At 65.7% G+C, this 20,993-nt stretch carries 16 protein-coding genes; 8 read left to right on the forward strand and 8 right to left on the reverse strand.

Annotated features, from left to right (window positions below; all coding sequences use genetic code 11):
• Position 1 precedes the first annotated feature (1 nt).
• The 7 genes from narJ (at position 2) to JC616_RS07030 (ending at position 7,901) form a co-directional block, all read left to right on the forward strand.
• Positions 2–643 (forward strand): nitrate reductase molybdenum cofactor assembly chaperone, encoded by a 642-nt coding sequence (gene narJ / locus JC616_RS07000; protein WP_227107450.1) that lies wholly within the window; start codon positions 2–4, stop codon positions 641–643.
• 22 nt (positions 644–665) lie between these two features.
• Entirely contained in the window at positions 666–1,352 is a 687-nt protein-coding gene (gene narI, locus JC616_RS07005) for a respiratory nitrate reductase subunit gamma (protein ID WP_107799001.1), read from the forward strand.
• Positions 1,353–1,556: 204 nt separating this feature from the next.
• Positions 1,557–1,883 (forward strand): glycine zipper domain-containing protein, encoded by a 327-nt coding sequence (locus tag JC616_RS07010; RefSeq protein WP_107799002.1) that lies wholly within the window; start codon positions 1,557–1,559, stop codon positions 1,881–1,883.
• 143 nt (positions 1,884–2,026) lie between these two features.
• Positions 2,027–4,006, forward strand: a complete 1,980-nt coding sequence (locus JC616_RS07015) for a methyl-accepting chemotaxis protein (protein ID WP_227107452.1) — start codon at positions 2,027–2,029, stop codon at positions 4,004–4,006.
• A gap of 237 nt (positions 4,007–4,243) precedes the next feature.
• The gene (gene moaA / locus JC616_RS07020; RefSeq protein ID WP_107799004.1) at positions 4,244–5,218 is read left to right on the forward strand and encodes a GTP 3',8-cyclase MoaA; all 975 of its coding nucleotides are present in this window, start codon (positions 4,244–4,246) and stop codon (positions 5,216–5,218) included.
• 10 nt (positions 5,219–5,228) lie between these two features.
• On the forward strand, positions 5,229–7,163 hold the full coding sequence (locus JC616_RS07025; RefSeq protein WP_107799005.1) for a type IV pili methyl-accepting chemotaxis transducer N-terminal domain-containing protein: 1,935 nt from the start codon (positions 5,229–5,231) through the stop codon (positions 7,161–7,163).
• 69 nt (positions 7,164–7,232) lie between these two features.
• Entirely contained in the window at positions 7,233–7,901 is a 669-nt protein-coding gene (locus JC616_RS07030; RefSeq protein ID WP_107801745.1) for a response regulator, read from the forward strand.
• 195 nt (positions 7,902–8,096) lie between these two features.
• Here the strand turns inward: JC616_RS07030 and kdpE are convergent, their stop codons facing one another.
• From kdpE to JC616_RS07065, 7 genes are all read right to left on the reverse strand, one after another.
• Entirely contained in the window at positions 8,097–8,798 is a 702-nt protein-coding gene (gene kdpE / locus JC616_RS07035) for a two-component system response regulator KdpE (RefSeq protein WP_319792925.1), read from the reverse strand.
• 14 nt (positions 8,799–8,812) lie between these two features.
• Positions 8,813–11,503 (reverse strand): sensor histidine kinase, encoded by a 2,691-nt coding sequence (locus JC616_RS07040; protein WP_227107454.1) that lies wholly within the window; start codon positions 11,501–11,503, stop codon positions 8,813–8,815.
• 53 nt (positions 11,504–11,556) lie between these two features.
• Positions 11,557–12,129: a potassium-transporting ATPase subunit KdpC gene (gene kdpC / locus JC616_RS07045; protein ID WP_227107456.1), complete on the reverse strand. Its 573-nt coding sequence runs from the start codon at positions 12,127–12,129 to the stop codon at positions 11,557–11,559.
• Between the two features lie 20 nt (positions 12,130–12,149).
• Positions 12,150–14,270: a potassium-transporting ATPase subunit KdpB gene (gene kdpB / locus JC616_RS07050; protein WP_319792926.1), complete on the reverse strand. Its 2,121-nt coding sequence runs from the start codon at positions 14,268–14,270 to the stop codon at positions 12,150–12,152.
• A gap of 22 nt (positions 14,271–14,292) precedes the next feature.
• Positions 14,293–16,116 carry a potassium-transporting ATPase subunit KdpA gene (gene kdpA / locus JC616_RS07055; RefSeq protein WP_227107458.1) on the reverse strand — a complete coding sequence of 608 codons (1,824 nt, stop codon included), beginning with the start codon at positions 16,114–16,116 and terminating at the stop codon, positions 14,293–14,295.
• Between the two features lie 2 nt (positions 16,117–16,118).
• Positions 16,119–16,208: a K(+)-transporting ATPase subunit F gene (gene kdpF / locus JC616_RS07060; RefSeq protein ID WP_019103745.1), complete on the reverse strand. Its 90-nt coding sequence runs from the start codon at positions 16,206–16,208 to the stop codon at positions 16,119–16,121.
• Between the two features lie 452 nt (positions 16,209–16,660).
• Positions 16,661–16,852 carry a hypothetical protein gene (locus tag JC616_RS07065; protein ID WP_146176613.1) on the reverse strand — a complete coding sequence of 64 codons (192 nt, stop codon included), beginning with the start codon at positions 16,850–16,852 and terminating at the stop codon, positions 16,661–16,663.
• A 307-nt stretch (positions 16,853–17,159) separates the two neighbouring features.
• On the opposite strand from JC616_RS07065, the gene JC616_RS07070 reads away from it, so the two are divergent.
• Entirely contained in the window at positions 17,160–17,930 is a 771-nt protein-coding gene (locus tag JC616_RS07070) for a sulfite exporter TauE/SafE family protein (protein ID WP_227107460.1), read from the forward strand.
• 363 nt (positions 17,931–18,293) lie between these two features.
• Here the strand turns inward: JC616_RS07070 and alaS are convergent, their stop codons facing one another.
• Positions 18,294–20,927 carry an alanine--tRNA ligase gene (gene alaS / locus JC616_RS07075; protein ID WP_227107462.1) on the reverse strand — a complete coding sequence of 878 codons (2,634 nt, stop codon included), beginning with the start codon at positions 20,925–20,927 and terminating at the stop codon, positions 18,294–18,296.
• Between the last annotated feature and the right edge of the window lie 66 nt (positions 20,928–20,993).

Consider the following 20,993-nt stretch of genomic DNA (forward strand, 5'->3'; position numbering starts at 1 on the left):
CATGCGCATCTATCAGGCCTTATCGGCGCTGCTGTGCTACCCGGAGCCGGATCTGATCGCGGCGGCGGACGACATCCGCGCCGAGGTGGCGGCCGAGCCGCGCATCGCCCGGCTGCTGGAGCCCTTGCTGCTGTCCTTGGAGGGCGAGGATCTGATCACGCTGCAAGAACGCTATGTGCAGACCTTCGATCGCAACCCCAGCCATTCGCTGCATCTGTTCGAGCATATCCACGGCGAGGACCGCGCCCGCGGCCAGGCCATGGTGGATCTGCTGGCCGAATACCAGGCCCAGGGCCTGGAGCCGGCGGCGAACGAGCTGCCGGACTATCTGCCGCTGTTCCTGGAGTTCCTGGCGCAGTGCCAGCCGGAGGAGGCCGCCCGGCTGCTCTCCGACGCGGTGCACGTGATCGCCCACGTGGCCGGCAAGCTGGCCGACAGCCATTCCCACTACGCCGGCGTGCTGCAGGGGCTGGTGCTGCTGTCGCCGGTGGAGCCGGAAGCGCTGACCGTGCCGCCGGTACGCGACATGGACGAGATGCTGGAGACCTTCGGCCCCGGCGCGGACGGCGTGGAGCCGCTGCTGAAGCCGACGCGGCCGGCCATCGCTCCGGTGAACTTTTACCCGCAGCGGCCGCAGGGCTGAATCCCGCTGCCAGGAGAGCAACATGAACTATCTGCACCAATTCGTATTCGGCATCTACCCCTACATCGCGCTGGCGGTGTTCCTGCTGGGCAGCCTGATCCGCTTCGACCGCGAGCAATACAGCTGGAAGAGCGAATCCTCGCAACTGCTGTACCGCGGCCAGCTGCGGCTGGGCAACATCCTGTTCCACCTCGGCATCATCGGCCTGTTCTTCGGCCATCTGGTGGGCCTGTTGACACCGGTGGCGGTATGGGACGCGCTGGGCGTCAGCCACAGCTTCAAGCAAGTGTTCGCGATGACGGCCGGCGGCATCATGGGCGGCCTGTGCCTGATCGGCATCCTGATCCTGCTGCACCGTCGCTTTACCTGTGACCGGCTGGCGGCCAACACCACCTGGCGAGACAAGCTGGTGTTGCTGTGGATTCTGGCCACCTTGCTGCTGGGCCTCAGCACCATCGCGGTGTCGGCGCAGCATCTGGACGGCCACGAGATGGTGTTGCTGATGAGCTGGGCTCAGCACATCGTCACCCTGCGCGGCGACGCGGCCATCTTCATCGTCGGCGCCTCGCCGGTGTTCAAGGCGCACTTGTTCATGGGCATGAGCTTGTTCGTGATCTTCCCGTTCACCCGTCTGGTGCACGTGTGGAGCGGCTTCGGCGCGGTGACTTATCTGGGCCGGGCCTGGCAGCTGGTGCGGCCGAGGGGTTGATCCGGCGGGTTTGCCAAGATTCAGCATGAGGTCGCGGCGGGGCATCCTTGGATGCTCCGCCGTTTTTCATGCCGTCCGGCTACATATAAATTCGATAAGTTGTGAAGCGATAACAAGAGAGAACAATTCCTAACAATTCGAAACAGCCGGCTGTCAACCAAACGGTTAAGCTGCCTCATCCGTTTAAATTCAGGAGTTAGCCGCATGAAACGCGCACTTGTCATCTTATCGCTGAGCCTGGCCGGTTTGGCCTCCACCGCCCTGGCGGACACCTCCACCATCGTTGGCGGCGCGCTGGGCGGCGCGGCCGGCGCGGCGGTGGGCGAGGCGGTGGGCGGCCGCAACGGCGCCATCATCGGCGGCGCGGTGGGCGGCGCTTCCGGCGCGGCCATCGGCCACGACTACGGCAAGCCGGCGGCGTCGGAACGCCGCGACGACGACGGCCGCCGCTATCGCAAGCACCGCCATCGCCATCACCGCGACAAAGGCTATTTCTGCCCGCCGGGCCAGGCCAAGAAAGGCCGTTGCTGAGCCGCCGCGGCTGTCCAGCCGGCCATTGGCATTAAACCCATTGCAGTATTCAGCATGAACCGGGCTTGATCTATATTGATGGGTGTTGGTTTCCATTGTCATGGAAAATCAAGAGAAACAGTCGATAGAGATCGGAGCCCGCCATGCTGTCCAGGCTATCCCTCGCCAGCAAGCTGCTATTGCTGCTGCTGCCTTTTTCCGCCGCCCTGATCGGCCTGGCCTCGGTGCTGGCCGTCGATCGCTTCCAGACCCTGTCGGAATTGCAACGCTCGGATCGCCTGATCCAGGTGGCGGCGCGTTCCAGCCAGTTGATCCACGATTTGCAGACCGAACGCGGCCTGAGCAACGGCTTCCTCAGCGGCCAGGCCGCCGGCTTGCCGCCGCCCTTGCAGCAGGCGCGCGCGGTCAGCGACAAGGACCTGGCCGCCTTCCGCGACGAGGCGGTCAATCACGCCGCCAGCAGCCTGGCCGGCGATCTGTCCGCCCTGAGCAGTCAACTGGACGGCCTGTCCCAGCTGCGCGACAGCGTGGAAAAACGCGCGACGCCGGCGGCCGAGGCCTTCTCCGCCTATTCCGGCCGCATCGACGCCCTGATCGGCCTGATCGCCAAGCTGGCGCAGGCCAATAGCGACGGCGATCTGCTGCGCAGCACCGCGGCCTTGCTCAGCCTGCAATGCGAGAAGGAGTTCGCCGGCCGCGAGCGCGGCTACGTCAACGGCGTGCTCAACGGCGGCGCGTTCGATCAAAAAAGCTTTGCCCAGGCGGTGGGCCTCAAGGCCAAGCAGGACGCCTGCGCCGGACAGCTGCGGCTGATGGCGGACGATACGCTGCGCGCCCAGATGGACGCGGTGGAAGGCGGCGACGAGGCCAAGGCCTTGCAGGCGCTGCGCGATAAACTCTTGGGCCAGGCCCTGGGCCAGCCGGCCGGCGTGGCGCCGGCGGGGTGGTTTCAGGCGGCGACCCAGCGCATCGGCGCGTTGAAAACGCTGCAGGACAAGCTGCTGTCCGATCTGGCCGGCCTGGTGGCGGCCAAGGTGTCCCAGGCCCGCGTCGACCTGTGGGTGACGCTGGGCGGCTCCGCCCTGGTGATTCTGGCCCTGGGCGGCCTGGGTTTCGCCATCTATCGCGGCATCCATGTGCCGGTGCAGCGGCTGGAACTGCTGATGACCTCGATGAGCCGGGATTTCGACCTGAGGCCGCGCGCCGACATCCGCGGTCACGATGAAATCGCGCGCATGGGCAAGGCTTTCGACCACTTGGTGGAGGCCTTCGCCCGCACCCTGAACCAAGTCAATCACAACGCCCACAGCCTGGTGGAGGCGGCGCACGCGATGCTGGCGATTTCCCATCGCGCCGCCAAGGCTTCGGAAACCCAGAGCCAGTCGGCGGCCGGCATCGCCGCGGCGGTGGAGGAGATGAGCGCGGGCATCGAGTCGGTCAGCGCCAACACCCGGCTGTCGCTGAACGTGGCGCAGCAGATGCAGAGCAGCGTCAGCGACGGCCGCGAACGCATGCGCAGCACCACGCAGGCGATGAATCAGACCTCGACGGTGCTGGACGACGCCGGCGGCCGGATAGAATCCTTGCAGCAGAAGTCCGAAGACATCCGCTCCATCATCACCGCCATCCGCGAGATCGCCGACCAGACCAATCTCTTGGCCTTGAACGCGGCGATCGAGGCGGCGCGCGCCGGCGAGATGGGCCGCGGCTTCGCCGTGGTGGCGGACGAGGTGCGCAAACTGGCCGAGCGCACCGGCAAGGAGACGCTGGACATCACGTCGCTGATCGAGGATATCCGCGGCGAGACCCAGACCGCCGCCCACCACATGCAGGAGGCGCGTCAGCGCATGGAGTCCGGTCTGGAGCTGGTGGGCCAGACCGTGCACGACCTGGATGAAATCCACCAGGAAGCCAGCGAGGCCGCGGCCAAGAGCCAGGGCACCGCGGTGGCGATGGCGCAGCAGACCGCGGCCAGCGGCGAGGTGGCCAACAATATCAGCGTGATCGCTTCGCTGGCGGAGGAGAATTCCGGCCTGGTGCAAGAGGTGGCGGATTTGTCCGACCGCCTCAACGCCTCGGCCAGCGAGCTGGTGGATCTGGTGGACAAGTTCAAACACGCCTGAGCGCCGATTTTCCACGGGGGCGCTCCTGATCGCCGGACGCGCCTGTTCCCTTCACCCTGCGCTCGCATTTCGCCGGCCGGCCCCTAGTCACAAGTGACTAGGGGCCGGCGTGCTTTGGTTGGACTGCGAATTGTTGGGCTAGCTAGTAAAATGGAATCAGGAAATATCAGATTGGCGGCGACAGCCGGGCCACTTGGTTGCGACTAAGCGGTATCATTGGCTGCCATGGAGGAACTCATGCTTACCGACCGCTTCGGGCGCTCCATCGAATACCTGCGTCTGTCCGTGACCGACCGTTGCGACCTGCGTTGCAATTACTGCCTGCCCAAAGGCTTCAAAGGCTTCGAAGAACCGGCCAACTGGCTGACCTTCGACGAGATAGAACGCGTGGTGGCGGCTTTCGCGCGCCTGGGCACGCGGCGGCTGCGGCTGACCGGCGGCGAACCGCTGCTGCGCCGCAATCTGCCGGAGCTGGCGGCGCGCCTGTCCGCGCTGCCCGGCCTCAACGACCTGTCGCTGACCAGCAACGCCACTCAGCTGGCGCGCCACGCCCAGGCGCTGCGCGCCGCCGGAGTCAGCCGCGTCAACGTCAGCCTGGACTCCCTGCGCCGCGATTGCGTGCACGACATCACCGGCAGCGACAGCCTGCCGCGGGTGATGGAAGGCCTGATGGCGGCCAAGGAGGCCGGCTTTTCCCCGATCAAGATCAATATGGTGGCGATGAAGGACGTCAACGACGCCGACATCGGCGCCATGGTCGCCTTCTGTATCCAGCATGGCTTCGTGCTGCGGCTGATCGAAGCCATGCCCATGGGTGACACCGGCCGCGCCGCCAGTTACCTGGACTTGCAGCCGGTGCTGCGTCAGCTGCAAACCGAATTCGACCTGGTCGAACAGGCCGCCACCCTGGGCGGCGGCCCGGCCCGCTACTGGAAAACCCGGGACGGCGGTTTCTCGCTGGGCCTGATCACGCCCATTTCCCAACATTTCTGCGCCACCTGTAACCGGGTACGGCTGTCCGTGGACGGCACGCTCTACATGTGCCTGGGCCAGGAAGAAAGCTTTGAGCTGCGCCCTCTGCTGCGCGCCGGCGTCGGCGACGCCGAACTGGAAGCGGCGATCCGCGCGGCGATAGAACTGAAACCGGAGCGACATGAATTCAGCGAGAAGCCGAAAAAGCTGGTGCGCTTCATGTCGATGACCGGTGGCTAGGGCGACGGCGATGCGGCTGAACGTGTCCCCGGTGCTGGGCGGCCCGCTGGGCCAGCGGCTCAGCGCCAAGATCGTCGGCGTGCTGGCGATTTTTCTCTTGGTGGCGCTGGGTTCCATCGGCGCCACGCTGTGGCTGTCCTGGCAACAGGAGGGCGGCGCGGCGGCGATCAACGACGCCGGCAGCCTGCGCATGCGCGTCACTCGGCTGGCGCTGGATTTGCAGCTTAGCGGCCAGGACGGCGCGCGCGCCGACGCGCTGCGCCGCGACATGGTCAATTACGAAGCCATCTTGCAGCGGCTGCGCCGCGGCGACCCGGCGCGTCCGCTGCTGGTGCCGCGTCAGGCGGACATCCAGCAGGCGCTGACCCAGGTGGAAACGCAGTGGCGCGAGCAACTGAAGCCGGTGTTGCAGGACGCGCTGACGCGGCCCGGCGACAACGCGGCGGAGGCCGCCCGTTTCGCCGAGCGCGTGGCGCTCTACGTGGCGGACATCAACACCTTCGTCAGCGGCATGGAGGCCTACAACGCCCGCAACACCGATTATCTGCGCCTGCTGCAGCTCTTGCTCGCCAGCATGGCGGTGGTGGGCACCGTCGCGCTGATTTATCTGATGCTGCTGATCGTGCTGCGGCCGCTGGACAAGCTGCACCAGGGCATACGCCGGCTGGCGGCCGGCGATTACAGCGTGCGGGTGCCGGTGGAGACCGACGACGAATTCGGCCAGGTCAGCACCGGCTTCAATCTGATGGCGGCCTGTCTGTCCGAATCCCACGCCACGCTGGAAGAGCGGGTGCGCGGCAAGACCGCCAGCCTGCAGCAGAAAAACCAGGAATTGGCGCTGTTGTACGAAATCACCTCCTTCTGCAATCAATCCCAGCCGCTGGAAGCGCTGTGCAAGGGCTTCCTCGCCCGGGTGATGCGCGCCTTCGACGCCGACGGCGGCGCGGTGCGCTTGACCGATCACGGCCAGGGCATGGTGTTCGTGGTGGCCGACGACGGCTTGCCGGAAGGGCTGCTGCGCGAAGAGCATTGCCTGAAAGTGGGCGACTGCCTGTGCGGCGAAGCCGCCGCCAAGGCCGAGAGCCGGGTGGAGAATATGCGCGGCCTGCCGGACAAACAGTGCAGCCGCGAAGGTTTCCGCGTGGTCAGCGCCTTCCCGGTGGCGACGCAAAACCGCACCTTGGGCATTTTCAATCTGCATTTCCGACAGGCGCGCATCCTGCCGCCGCAGCAGGTGCGGCAACTGGAGATGCTGGGCCAGCACCTGGCGGTGGCGATAGAAAACCTGAGGCTGGCGGCCAAGGAGCGCGAACTGGCGGTGCTGGAGGAGCGCAATCTGGTGGCCCAGGGCCTGCACGACAGCATCGCCCAGGGCCTGTCCTTCCTGAACCTGCAAACCCAGATCATGCGCCAGGCGCTGGACAGCGGCGACCCGGGCCTGGTGGACGACACGCTGGCCTTGTTCGAGGCCGGGGTCAAGGAAAGCTACGACGATGTGCGCGAGCTGCTCAACAACTTCCGTTCCAAACTGTCGGAAAGCCTGAGCCAGGCGGTGAGCAGCCTGCTGGACAAATTCCGCAAGCAGACCGGGATGCGGGTGGAGCTGCGCTCCACCGGAGCCGGCGCGCCGCTGATGCCGGAACAGCAATTGCAGATCCTGTTCATCTTGCAGGAGGCGCTGTCCAATGTGCGCAAGCACGCCGAGGCCAGCCAGGTCACGGTCAGCCTCAGCGACGACGGCGAGGTCTTCGTGCTCAGCGTGCTGGACAACGGCGTCGGTTTCGATCTGGATACCGTGCGCAACAAGGGCGACGGCCATTTCGGCCTGTCCATCATGCAGGAGCGCGCGCAGCGCGCCGGTCTGCAACTGGACATCGAATCCACTCCGGAGGCGGGCACCCTGGTCAGCCTGCTGCTGCCGCGCGCGCGGCGCATGGCCGCTTGAGCCACTGGCGCGGCGGCTAGACAGCTCTCATACTGTCTATATCTGAATTTGAAAGACCCGGACTCGATGATGTCTGAACAGACCATACGCATTTTGCTGGTGGACGATCACACCTTGTTCCGCAGCGGAATCAAGGCCTTGCTGGCGCGCCAGGCGGCTTTCGACGTTGTCGGCGAGGCGGCCGACGGCGCCGAGGGCGTCAAGCTCGCCAAGCAGCTGGACCCGGACGTGGTGTTGCTGGACCTGAACATGCCGGGCATTTCCGGCGTGGAGGCGCTGACCCTGATGCTGCAGGACCAGCCCAAACGGGCGGTGGTGATGCTGACGGTGTCCGAGGAGGCCGACGATCTGACCGCGGCCTTGAAGGCCGGCGCGCGCGGCTATCTATTGAAAAACATCGACGCCGACTTCCTGACCCAGGCGGTGGCGCGCGCCGCCGCCGGCGAATCGGTGATGAGCGATTCGATGACCGCCAAGCTGATGGCCCAGTTCCGCCACGGCGCGGCCGCGCCGGTGGAGCCGGCGGAACAGGAACTGGACCGGCTGACCCCGCGCGAACGCGAAATCCTCGGCTTTCTGGCCCAGGGCAAGAGCAATAAGGAGATCGCGCGCAGCCTGGATCTGGCCGAGAGCACGGTCAAAATCCATGTGCAGAACATCCTGAAGAAGCTCAGCCTCAGCAGCCGGGTGCAGGCGGCGGTGTTCGCGGTGGAGAACGGGGTGGGGCGCAGCGCGTGAGCGGCTGCGCGCGGTCCTGGCCCCCATGAACAGCTTCTAAGAACCTGTTTACGATCTGCTGCGCGTCGGCGATACCGCGTTGAAAACACCTTCGAAATGCTCATGTACCACTTGTACATTCCGCTTTCTCAGCCGTTTTCGCCTTGTCTCGCCTTAGCTCGCGAGATTGTAAACACGTTCTAAGCGGCGGTCCGCTCAGCCCTCCACCAGCCGATAGCCGACTCCGGTCTCGGTGAGGATGTGGCGCGGCATCGCCGGATTGTCTTCCAGCTTCTGCCGCAGATGGCCCATATAGACGCGCAGATACTGGTTGTGCTCCGAGAACGATGGCCCCCACACCGCCAGCAGCAGTTCGCGATGGGTGATCACCTTGCCGGCGCTGCGTATCAAGGTGGACAGCAGCCGGTACTCTATCGGCGTCAGATGCACCGCCGTTTCCGCCTTGGCCACCTGCCGGTTGACCAGGTCCACCTTGATGTCGCCGAACTGGAACACTTGTTGCGCGGCGGCGCTGCCGTGGGTGCGGCGGCGCAGCAGCACGCGGACGCGCGCCAGGCATTCGGCCACGCCGAAGGGCTTGGTCAGATAGTCGTCGGCGCCGGCGTCCAGCGCGGCCACCTTCTCGGTTTCCTGGGTGCGCGCGGACAAGACCAGGATGGGCAGGTCGGTCCATTCGCGCAGCTGTTTGATGGTGTCCTGGCCGTTCATGTCCGGCAGGCCCAGGTCCAGGATCACCAGGTCCGGCTTGCGGGTGGCCACTTCGATCAGGCCTTGCTTGCCGGTTTCCGCCTCGTGGACGGTCAGGCCTTCTTCTTCCAGCGCCGCGCTCAGAAAGCGGCGTATCGGTTTCTCGTCTTCAATGACGACGATGCTGATCGGTGCGTCTTGCATGGTCATGGTTTTCTTTTGAGTTAGGGCGTCTCATCCGGCGGCAGCGCCGGCGATTGACCGGCCGGCAGGCTGAAGCGGAATTCCGCGCCGTGCGGCGAGCGGTTGCGCGCGCTGATGCGGCCGCCGTGGATTTCCACGATGGAGCGGCAGATCGCCAGGCCCAGCCCCACGCCGGGGGTGCTGGACTCCGCCGCGCCGCGCGAGAATTTGTCGAAGGCGCGCTGTTCCATATTGGGCGGCAGGCCGGGGCCGTCGTCGCTGACCGACACCAGCACCTCCGCGCCTTCGCGCCGCGCCGCCAGCGTGATGCGGCTGCCCGGCGGCGTGTATTTGCCGGCGTTTTCCAGCAGGTTGACCAGCACCCGCTCCAGCAGCACGGCGTCGTATTCCAGCACCGGCAGGTCCGGGTCCAGCTCCAGCCTCAGTTCCCGGCCGCGCAGGCCGCGTTCGGCGGCGCGCAGCGCGCTGCCCACCACCTCGTCCAGCATCTGCCATTCCTTGTTCAGCTTGACGCCGGATTGCAGCCGCGCCATGTCCAGCAGATTGGTCACCAGCTTGTTCATGCGCAGCGCCTCGTCCTGGATGGCGGCGGCGATCTCGGCGCGCTGATCGTCGTCCACATTGGGCGAGCACAGCCGCTCGGACAGGCCGGCCATGGTGGTCAGCGGGGTGCGCAGATCGTGGGACACCACGGACAGCACGCTGTTGCGCAGCCGCTCGGATTCCATCGCCACGATGGCGTCCTGCGCCACTTCCACGTAATGCACCCGCTCCAGCGCCAGCGCGATCTGGGCGGCGCAGGTTTCCAGCAGTCTTTGCTGTTCCGGCAGAAAGGCCTGATCGGTGACTTCCGGCAGCAGCGCGATCACGCCGCGGTTGCGCATCGGCGCGCGCAGCGGCACGTAGAGCGCGGCGTTGGCGGGCAGGGTGTTGGTGCCGAGGCCGGCCGGCTGCTGATGATCGTAAACCCATTGCGCGACGCCGATGTCGGCATGGCCGCGGTCTTCGCCGGCCAGGCGCAGTTCGTCGCCGCTATTGGGCAGGAACAGGTTGACCTTGGCGGCGAACAGCGGCTCCAGCCGGCCGACGGCGGTGTCCACGATCTGGGCGGCGGTCAGCGCGCCGGCCAGTTCGCGGCCCAGATCGTACAGCGCGCGGGTGCGGCGTTCGCGATAGGTGGAGATATTGGCGGCGAAGCGCAGCCGGGCGGTGAGTTGGCTGATGATGGCGGCCACCAGCAACATCACCACGAAGGTCATCAGGTACTGGGTGTCGGTGACGGCGAAGGACATCTGCGGCGGCACGAAGAAAAAGTCGAAGGCCGCCACCGACAGCAGCGAGGCCAGCATGCCGGGGCCGCGGCCGTAGCGCACCGACACCAGCACCACCACCAGCAGGTAGATCATGATGTCGTTGGCCAGCGCCACATGGGGAATCAGCAGGCCGGCCAGCAGCGTGGTCAGCAGGCAGGCGACGGCGGCGGCGATGTAGCCGGCGCGGGAGCGCGGGCTGTCCTGCTCTTCGAACAACAGGCTGGCGCCGGTCTTGGCGGCGCCGGCGTCCTCCGCTTCCAAGTCGTGGGCCACCACGTAGAGATCGATGTCGCCGGAGCGGCGGCTCAGCTCGTTGACCAGGGTAGGGCGCCACAGTCGCGACCAGCGGCCGCGGACGGATTTGCCCACCACCAGCTTGGAGACGTTGCGGCTGCGGGCGTAGGCCAGCAGCGTGGGCGCCAGTTCGTTGCCGCCCAGCACCGTGGTTTCCGCACCCAATTCCTGCGCCAGCCTCAGGCCCTTGAGCACGCGGGCGCGCTGCTCTTCGGACAGTTTTTGCTGGCGCGGCGTTTCCACGTAGACGGCGATCCAGTCCGCGTCCAGATTGGCGGCCAGGCGCTTGGCGCTGCGGATCAGCTTGTCGATGCCGGCGCTGGCGCCGACGCAGACCAGCAAGCGCTCGCGCGCGTGCCAGACGGGGTTGATGGACTGGTCGGCGCGGTAGGCGCGCATCTGCGCGTCCACGCGGTCGGCGGTGCGGCGCAGCGCCAGTTCGCGCAAGGCCAGCAGATTGCCCTTGCGGAAGAAGTTCTTCACCGCGCGCTCGGCCTGCTGCGGCAGATAGACCTTGCCGGCGGCCAGCCGGCCCAGCAGCTCGTCCGGCGGCAGGTCCACCAGCGCCACTTCGTCGGCGCGGTCGAACACGTGGTCGGGCAGGGTTTCGCGCACCACGATGCCGGTGATCTGTCCGACCACGTCGTTCAGGCTTTCCAGATGTTGGACATTGAGGGTGGTGTAGACGTCGATGCCGGCGGCCAGCAGCTCCTCCACGTCCTGCCAGCGCTTGGGGTGGCGCGAGCCGGGCGCGTTGGAGTGGGCGAATTCGTCCATCAGGATCAGCTGCGGCCGGCGCGCCAGCGCCGCGTCCAGATCGAACTCGGACAGTTCGTGGCCCTTGTAGGCGATCCGCCGCGGCGGCAGCAATTCCAGGTCCGCCAGTTGCGCCTGGGTTTCCTTGCGGCCGTGGGTTTCCACCACGCCCACCAGCACTTGCACGCCTTCCTGGCGTCGGGCGCGGGCCGCCGCCAGCATGGCGTAGGTCTTGCCGACCCCGGCGCAGGCGCCGAAGAATATCTTCAGCCGGCCGCGTTGGGCGTCCAGTTCTTCGCGTTTCAGTTCATCCAGCAGCGCGTCCGGATCGGGACGGATGTCGGGCATGGCTTGTCCTGTTTTTTAGCCGCGGAAGCGGGGGATTCCGCGGCTCGTTCTTATCAGCCGCGCGGCTGGTCCAGCGCCAGGTTCAATTCCAGCACATTGACGCGCGGCTCGCCAAGCAGGCCGAAGGTTTCGCCTATCACCCGGCTCTCCACCAGCTTGCGCAGCGCGGCCGGCTCCATCTTGCGGGCGGCGGCGACGCGCTCCAACTGGTAGAAAGCCGCGGCGGCGGAAATTTCAGGGTCCAGGCCGCTGGCCGAGGCGGTGACCAGGTCCACCGGCACCGGGCCGGTCTGTCCCGGATGGGCGGCGCGGATGCGTTCCACATTGGCCTTCACCGCGTCCAGCTGCGCCGGGTTGGTGGGGCCCAGGTTGGAGCCGCCGGACCCGCCGGCATTGTACGGCATTGGGCTGGTGGCGGACGGGCGGCCCCAGAAATATTGCGGGCCGGTGAAGTTCTGGCCTATCAGCCGCGAGCCGACGATCTTGCCGTCGCGTTCGATCAGGCTGCCGTTGGCCTGGAAAGGGAACAGCGCCTGGGTGGCCCCGGTGGTGAGCAAGGGGTAGGCGAGGCCGGTGATCAGGGTCAGGCCGCCGAACACCACCAGCAGCGGGCGTAACAGTTTCATTTGCTTTGTCCTTTCAGTGCTCATGCCAGGCTCAGCGCGCCCAGCAGCATGTCGATCAGCTTGATGCCGGCGAAGGGCACCAGCAGGCCGCCCAGGCCGTAGATCAGCAGGTTGCCGCGCAGCAGCTCCGCCGCGCTCTTGGCTTGATACTTGACCCCCTTCAGCGCCAGCGGGATCAGGAACACGATGATGACGGCGTTGAAGATCACCGCCGACATGATGGCCGAGGCCGGGCTGTTCAGGCCCATCACGTTCAGCGCGTTCAATTGCGGATAGGTGCTGGCGAAGGCGGCCGGAATGATGGCGAAGTATTTGGCCACGTCGTTGGCGATGGAGAAGGTGGTCAAGGAGCCGCGCGTCATCAGCATCTGCTTGCCGATTTCCACGATCTCGATCAGCTTGGTGGGGTTGGAATCCAAGTCCACCATATTGCCGGCTTCCTTGGCCGCCTGGGTGCCGGTATTCATCGCCACCGCCACGTCGGCCTGGGCCAGCGCCGGCGCGTCGTTGGTGCCGTCGCCGGTCATCGCCACCAGCTTGCCCTCGGCCTGATGGCTGCGGATCAGCTTGAGCTTGGCTTCCGGCGTGGCTTCGGCCAGGTAGTCGTCCACGCCGGCCTCGGCGGCGATGGCGGCGGCGGTCAGCGGGTTGTCGCCGGTGATCATCACCGTCTTGATGCCCATCTGGCGCAGTTCGGCGAAACGCTCCTTGATGCCGCCCTTGACGATGTCCTTCAGTTCGATCACGCCCAAGGCGCGATTGCCTTCCGCCACCAAGAGCGGGGTGGAGCCGCGGCGGGCCACTTCATCGGCGCTTTTCGCCAGCGCGTCCGGGAACTGGCCGCCCAGTTCGGCGATGTGGCGGCGGATGGCGTCGATGGCGCCTTTGCGGATCCGGCGGCCATCGTAGTCTATGCCGCTTATCCGGGTTTGCGCGGTGAAGGGGATGAACGCGGCTTCATGGCTGGCCAGCTCGCGCTGGCGCAGATTGAACTGCTTCTTGGCCAGCACCACGATGCTGCGGCCTTCCGGGGTTTCATCGGCCAGCGAGGCCAGCTGGGCGGCGTCGGCCAAAGCCTGTTCGCTGACGCCGGGCGCCGGAATGAAGGTCGAGGCCTGGCGGTTGCCCAGGGTGATGGTGCCGGTCTTGTCCAAGAGCAGCACGTCCACGTCGCCGGCGGCTTCCACCGCGCGGCCGGAGGTGGCGATCACATTGGCGCCCATCATCCGGCTCATGCCGGCCACGCCGATGGCGGACAAGAGGCCGCCGATGGTGGTGGGGATCAGGCATACCAGCAAGGCCACCAGGGTGGTGATGCCGATGGGCGAGCCGGCCTTGGCCGCTTCCACGCTGAACAGCGAGAAGGGCAGCAGGGTGACGGTGACTACTAGGAAGACGATGGTCAGCGCCACCAGCAGGATGGTCAGCGCGATCTCGTTCGGCGTTTTCTGGCGCTTGGCGCCTTCCACCATGGCGATCATGCGGTCGAGGAAGGTTTCGCCCGGGTTGACGGAAATCCGCACCACGATCCAGTCGGACAGCACGCGGGTGCCGCCGGTGACCGAGGAGAAATCGCCGCCGGCCTCGCGGATCACCGGCGCGGATTCGCCGGTGATCGCGGACTCGTCCACCGAGGCCACGCCTTCGATCACCTCGCCGTCCACCGGGATCACGTCGCCGGCTTCCACCAGCACATAGTCGCCCTTGCGCAGGCTGCTGCCGTCGATCACGGTCTTGCCGGCGTCGTGGCTGGGGCCGGACAGCTTCTTGGCCACCACGTTTTTCTTGGCCGAGCGCAAGCTGGCCGCCTGGGCCTTGCTGCGGCCCTCGGCCAGCGCTTCGGCGAAATTGGCGAACAAGACGGTGAACCACAGCCACAGCGCCACCGCCAGGATGAAGCCGGACGGCGCCTCGCCCTGGCCGGCCAGGGACTGAACCCACAGCGCGCTGGTCAGGATGCTGCCGATGTAGACGACGAACATCACCGGGTTGCGCCACTGGGCGCGCGGCGACAGCTTCTTGAAGGAGTCGACGATGGCCGGTTTCACCAGGCTGGGGTCCAGCATGGATTTGGCCGCGCTCCTGTGGCCCGCTTGAACGGGCTGGGCGGCCGGCAGTTTGGAATGATTGATATCGTTCATTTTATGAGTCCTCCCGCAAGGTTCAGCGACCGCTGATCATCTGCAATTGCTCGACGACCGGGCCCAGCGCCAGCGCGGGAACATAGTTGAGCGCGCCCACCAGCAAGACGGTGCCTATCAGCAGCACCACGAACAGCGGGCCATGGGTGGGCAGGGTGCCGCCGGTGACGGCCAGCCGCTTCTTGGCGGCCAAGGAACCGGCGATGGCCAGGATGGGCACGATCATGAAGAAGCGGCCGAAGAACATGGCCACCGCGGTGGCGACGTTGTAGAAGGGCGTGTTGGCGGACAGGCCGGCGAAGGCGCTGCCGTTGTTGTTGGCGGCCGAGGTGAAGGCGTACAACACCTCGCTGAAGCCGTGGGCGCCGGGGTTGAGGACGCCGGCCTTGCCGGAGGCGGCCAGCACCGCGATGGCGGTCAGCGTCAGCACCAGAACCGGGGTGACCAGAATGGTGATCGCCGTCATCTTCATCTCATGGATTTCTATCTTCTTGCCCAGGTATTCCGGGGTGCGGCCCACCATCAGGCCGGAGATGAACACCGCCAGGATGGCGAAGATCAGCATGCCGTACAGGCCGGAGCCGACGCCGCCGAACACCACCTCGCCCAGCTGCATCAGGAAGGTGGGTACCAGGCCGCCGATCGGGGTCAGCGAATCGTGCATGGCGTTGACCGCGCCGCAGGAGGCGGAGGTGGTCACCGCGATGAACAGCGAGGTGTCGATGACGCCGAAGCGGGTTTCCTTGCCTTCCATATTGCCGCCGGCCTGCAAATGGCTGGCCTGCTGATCCACGCCCATTGCGCTCAGCTGCGGCACGCCGGCCTGCTCCGCGCCGGTGGCCGTCACGACCGCGCAGACGAACATCACCGTCATCGCGGCGATGATGGCCCAGCCTTGACGCTGGTCGCCCACCATGCGGCCGAACACGAAGCACAGCGCCGCCGGGATCAGGAAGATGGCCAGGCTTTGCAGGAAGTTGCTCAGCGGGGTGGGGTTTTCAAACGGGTGCGCCGAGTTGGCGTTGAAGAAGCCGCCGCCGTTGGTGCCCAGCAGCTTGATCGCTTCTTGCGAGGCCACCGGCCCCATGGGCAGCGTTTGCTGCTGGGTGCTGGCGTCCGCCATCACCGGCTTGCCGTCGGCGCCCAGGACCGCGTTGCCCTGAGCATCGGTCTTGGCCTGCTGATAATGGGTGGTTTCCACCGTCTGCGCGTTTTTATAGGCGGACAGGTTCTGGATCATGCCTTGCTGGCTGAAGGCCAGCGCGAACACGAAGGACAGCGGCAGCAATACGTAGAGGGTGAAGCGGGTGACGTCCACCCAGAAGTTGCCGATCTTGGCCGAGCCGTGACGGACAAAGCCGCGCACCAGGGCCAGCACCACCGCCGCGCCGGTGGCGGCGGACAGGAAGTTCTGCACCGTCAGGCCCAGCATCTGCACCAGATAGCCCATGGTGGATTCGCCGCCATAGCCTTGCCAGTTGGTGTTGGTGACGAAGGAGATCGCGGTGTTGAACGCGGAATCCGGCGCCACCGCGCCCATGCCTTGCGGGTTGAACGGCAGCCAGCCCTGCAAGCGTTGCAGCAGATACAAGGCCAGCGCGCCCAGCACATTGAACAACAGCAAGGCGACGGCGTAGCCGCGCCAGCCCATGTCTTCGTCCGGCTTGACGCCGGCCAGCCGGTAAAAGCCGCGCTCCAGCAGCGCGAACAGGCGCAGGGGGCCGACATTGTCGCCCTGCATCACGCGGGCGATATAGGCGCCCAGCGGCCAGGCCAGCGCCAGCAGCACCAGCAGGAACAAGCCCAGCTGCAAGGGTGCGGCCGAGCCGATGAAATTGGCGAACATGATTAAAAATTCTCCGGCTTAAGCAGTGCGTAGATCAGATAGCCAAGCAGGCCCAGCGCGATCAGCGCGCTGAGCAGATACCAGACGCTCATTCCTTTTCTCCCAGTTTCCGGCAGCCGGCGACGAAGCCGCAGGCCAGCGCGCCGAACAACAGGACGAGTCCCAGATAGACGACATCCATCATGAAAATCTCCATTTGAATCAGTAATGGAAAGGTACTGAAGCCGGCGTCAAAAACCCGATAAAAGCCGTTGGATAGAGATAAAAATCGCGTAAAAATCGATGGGAAATCGTCGTTTGGCGCAAATTCGGACGGATTTCGGCGAGAAAAGGAATTTTCTTTATGCGCGCGGAGGCGGAGACGCAGAGGACAACGGGCGGACGACCGGCGTCGCTGGACGCGGGCGCGGCGGCGGGAAACGAAACGGGCGGCTCGGCACAGGCGGCAAGCGCGCTGTCCGCTTCAAGGCAGGGAGGTTGCGGCGTGGCGTATGGCTGGGCCGCTAACCGTCAACAGGCGGCAAGCCGCCAGTGGGCAAGGTGTTCAGAACAGGTCGTCGCAGCGGTCGGCCAGGAATCGGGCATCGTCCCGATCGTGCGCGCGCTGGCGCACTTTCTGCTGGCGCGACCTCTCAGCATCACTCAACTGAGGCTTGGCGACCGCATAGAGAAAACTCTCGTGCTGGTCTCTAGCCTGCTTTCTGCGAACACTCAGAGGAATACGGGAAGTCATCATCCTTGCACCTCTCGGTCACGTACTTGTGTGAGGCCAGGGCAAACCCTGACCCTTTGACATTGACGCTATTTTCGCGATTTGTAAAGCCCTGTTTGCTTGTGATTAGGAGCAAATCGGACTTGGGCATTCCAGCGGACTCCGCCCACGCTACCGGCGCGATGTTACCGCAGCATGATGGAGCGGGCGTCCGGGGCAAGTCTTTGAGGTAAATCACTTTTCGAATAATGTTGTTTCGAAACGGTATAAATCGTTATATGAAACTGGCGTAGCATGCCGCTATCGAATGGCGCGGCCAAGGAGCGGTTTTATGGAGTGGGGGTATGCGATCGCGGGTTTGGCGGTGGGCTTCATCGTTGGTCTGACCGGCGTGGGCGGAGGTTCGCTGATGACGCCCATCTTGCTGTGGTTCGGCATCTCTCCGGCCACCGCGGTGGGCACGGATCTCTTATACGCGGCCTTGACCAAGATGGGCGGAGTGACGGTGCATCATCGCCAAGGCCATGTCGATTGGCGCATCGCCGGCTGGCTGACCGCCGGCAGCGTGCCGGCGGCCCTGCTGGTGCTGGCCGGCCTGTCCTATCTGCATCTGCCGGAAAAAATGCTGGACACCCTGTTCAAGCTGGTGCTGGGCGTCGCCTTGCTGCTGACCGCCGCGGCCATCCTGGGCAAACCCTTGCTCTTGCGCTGGCTGGGCCGCGCCGGCGCGGCCAGCCCGTCGTTCGAGCCGCGGATAGGCTTGACCGTGGCCACCGGCGTGGTGTTGGGCGTTTTGGTCACGCTCAGTTCCATCGGCGCCGGGGCCCTGGGCACCCTGGCCTTGTTCCTGCTGTATCCGGCCTTGCCGACTTCGCGGCTGGTGGGCACCGAAATCGCCCACGCGGTGCCCTTGACCCTGGTGGCCGGTCTGGGACACGCCGGGCTCGGCAATGTGGATTTTACGCTCTTGCTCAATCTGCTGGCGGGCTCCCTGCCCGGCATCTGGCTGGGCAGCAAGCTGACGCGGCGGCTGGCGGAGGGCTGGTTGCGGCCGGCGCTGGCGGTGATGCTGGCGGTGATAGGCGGCAAGCTGGTGTTGTGAGCCGCGGCGCGGCATGACGGGACAGGGCGGCTCAGGCCGCCTTTTTTCATGGCCGCGCGCAAAAAAAACGCCCTGATCGGAGAGGCGAGCAGGGCTGAAATGCAAACAACAAAAGGAGAAGCCATCATTAAGCCTCTCAATATTAGTATTTCGTAATCCTGATGCCCTTGACCTGGAGCAAGAAAGCGGCGGCAGCCAAGGCCGACGGCGTGGAAGACAAAAAAAGACCGCGCAGCAGGCGCGGTCTGTTGACGAGAGTTGGGAGGCTTAGAACCTGTTTCCGATCTGCTGCGCGTCGGCGATACGGCGTTGAAAACGTTTTCGCCTTGTCTTGCCTTAGCCCGCGAGATCGCAAACACGTTCTTACAGCTTAGCCGCCACCCAGGCCTGCACGCCGGCCAAGGCCGCCGCCAGGTTTTCCGGCTGGGTGCCGCCGGCCTGGGCCATGTCCGGACGGCCGCCGCCCTTGCCGCCCACTTGCTGGGCGACGAAGTTGACCAGTTCGCCCGCCTTGAGCTTGGAGGTCAGGTCGGCGGTGACGCCGGCCACCAGCGCCACTTTGCCGTCGCCCTTGGCGGCCAGCACGATGGCGGCGGAGCCCAGCTTGTCCTTCAGCTTGTCCAGGGTTTCGCGCAGCGCGTTGTTGTCCGCGCCCGGCAGTTCCACCGCCAGCACCTTGACGCCGTTGACGTCGGCCGCGCCGTCGGCCAGGCTGTCGCCGGCGGAGGCGGCCAGTTGGCCCTTGAGTTTGGCCAGCTCTTTTTCCAGGGTCTTGACGTTGTCCTGCAGGCTGCCGATCTTGGCGGCCACCTCGTCCAGCGTCTGCGCTTTCAGCGCGCCGGCCGCCTCTTTGAGCAGGGCGTCCTGAGCCTGGATGTGGGCGATGGCGCCTTCGCCGGTGACGGCTTCGACGCGGCGCACGCCGGCGGCGACGCCGCTTTCCGCCACGATCTTGAACAGGCCGATGTCGCCGGTACGCTGCACATGGGTGCCGCCGCACAGTTCGGCGGAGAAGTCGCCCATGGTCAGCACGCGCACTTCATCGCCGTATTTTTCGCCGAACAGCATCATCGCGCCGGATTTCTGCGCGGCTTCCATGCTCATCACTTCGGCCTTGACCGGCAAGTTGTGGCTGATCACGCGGTTGACCACGCGCTCCAGCTCGGCGATCTGTTCTGCGCTGACCGGTTCGCCGTGGGCGAAGTCGAAGCGGGTGCGCTCCGGATTCACCAGCGAGCCCTTCTGCGCGACATGGTCGCCCAGCACGTGGCGCAGCGCCGCGTGCAAGAGGTGGGTGGCGGAGTGGTTGCGGGCGCTGGCGGCGCGCGCGTGCAGATCGATGGTGGCGGTCACGCTGTCGCCGACGGCCAGACGGCCGCGGGCCAGCTTGCCCTTGTGGCCGAACACCGCGGCCTGGATCTTCTGGGTGTCGTTGACGTCGAACAGCGCGCCGATGCCGCCTTGCAGCGAAATCTCGCCCACGTCGCCGACCTGGCCGCCGCCTTCGGCGTAGAAGGGGGTGTCGTCCAGCACCACGATGCCTTCTTCGCCGGCTTCCAGCGCGGCGACGGCCTCGGTGCCCTTGAACAGCGCCAAGACCTTGGCGTCGGTGCTGGCGGAATCATAGCCGTGGAAGCAGGTGTCGGCGCCGCTGTAGCTGACCTTGCCGGTCATCTTGAAGCTGGAGCCGGCGCGGCCGCGCTCCCGCTGCGCTTCCATCGCGTGCTCGAAGCCTTCCAGATCGGCGTGGATGTCGCGTTCGCGGCAGATGTCGGCGGTCAGGTCCACCGGGAAGCCGAAGGTGTCGTAGAGCTTGAAGATGGTGTCGCCGTCAAGCTTGGTCTTGCCGCCTTCCAGCGCGGAGTCCACCAGGCCCATGCCGATTTCCAGCGTCTCGGCGAACTTGATCTCCTCGGCGCGCAGCGCGTCTTCGATATGCGCCTGCTTCTCGCGCAGTTCCGGATAGGCGTCGCCCATCTCGGCCACCAGGTCGGCGACGATCTTGTGGAAGAACAGGCCTTTCTGGCCCAGCTTGTAGCCGTGGCGGATGGCGCGGCGGGCGATGCGGCGCAGCACGTAGCCGCGGCCTTCGTTGGACGGCAAGATGCCGTCGGCGACCATGAAGCAACAGGCCCGGATGTGGTCGGCGATCACTTTGAGCGACGGCACGTCCTGGCTGTAGGCCATGCCGGTTTCGCGCGCCGCGGCGCGCACCAGGCAGGCCAGCGCGTCGGTCTCGTAGTTGGACTTGACGTGTTGCAGCACGGTGGACAGGCGTTCCAGACCCATGCCGGTGTCGACCGACGGCTTGGGCAGCGGATGCAGGGTGCCGGACTCGTCGCGGTTGAACTGCATGAACACGTTGTTCCAGATTTCCATGAAGCGGTCGCCGTCTTCATCCGGGCTGCCCGGAGGGCCGCCGGCCACGCTCGGGCCGTGGTCGTAGAAGATCTCGGTGCAGGGGCCGCAGGGGCCGGTGTCGCCCATGGTCCAGAAGTTGTCGGAGGCGTACGGCGCGCCCTTGTTGTCGCCGATGCGGATGATCTTGTCGGCCGGCAGGCCCACGCTCTTGTGCCAGATGTCGTAGGCTTCGTCGTCGGAGGCGTAGACGGTGACCAGCAGCTTGTCCTTGGGCAGGTTCAGCCATTGCTCGCCGGTCAGGAATTCCCAGGCGAAGGTGATGGCGTCCTGCTTGAAGTAATCGCCGAAGCTGAAGTTGCCCAGCATTTCGAAGAAGGTGTGGTGGCGCGCGGTGTAGCCGACGTTTTCCAGGTCGTTGTGCTTGCCGCCGGCGCGCAGACATTTCTGGCTGGTGGTGGCGCGGGTGTAATCGCGTTTTTCAAAGCCCAGGAACACGTCCTTGAACTGCACCATGCCGGCGACGGTGAACATCAGCGTGGGGTCGTTGCCGGGGATCAGGCTGCTGGAGGGCACCACCTGATGGTTTTTGCCGGCAAAGAAATCCAGGAATTTCTGGCGAATTTCAGAGGTTTTCATGTTTGATTTCGTAAGATTGCGAATTCTGGGCCGCTTTGGGGGCTTGAACCCAGAGCGGCGCGGACA

Source organism: Chromobacterium rhizoryzae (assembly GCF_020544465.1).
GTDB lineage: Bacteria > Pseudomonadota > Gammaproteobacteria > Burkholderiales > Chromobacteriaceae > Chromobacterium.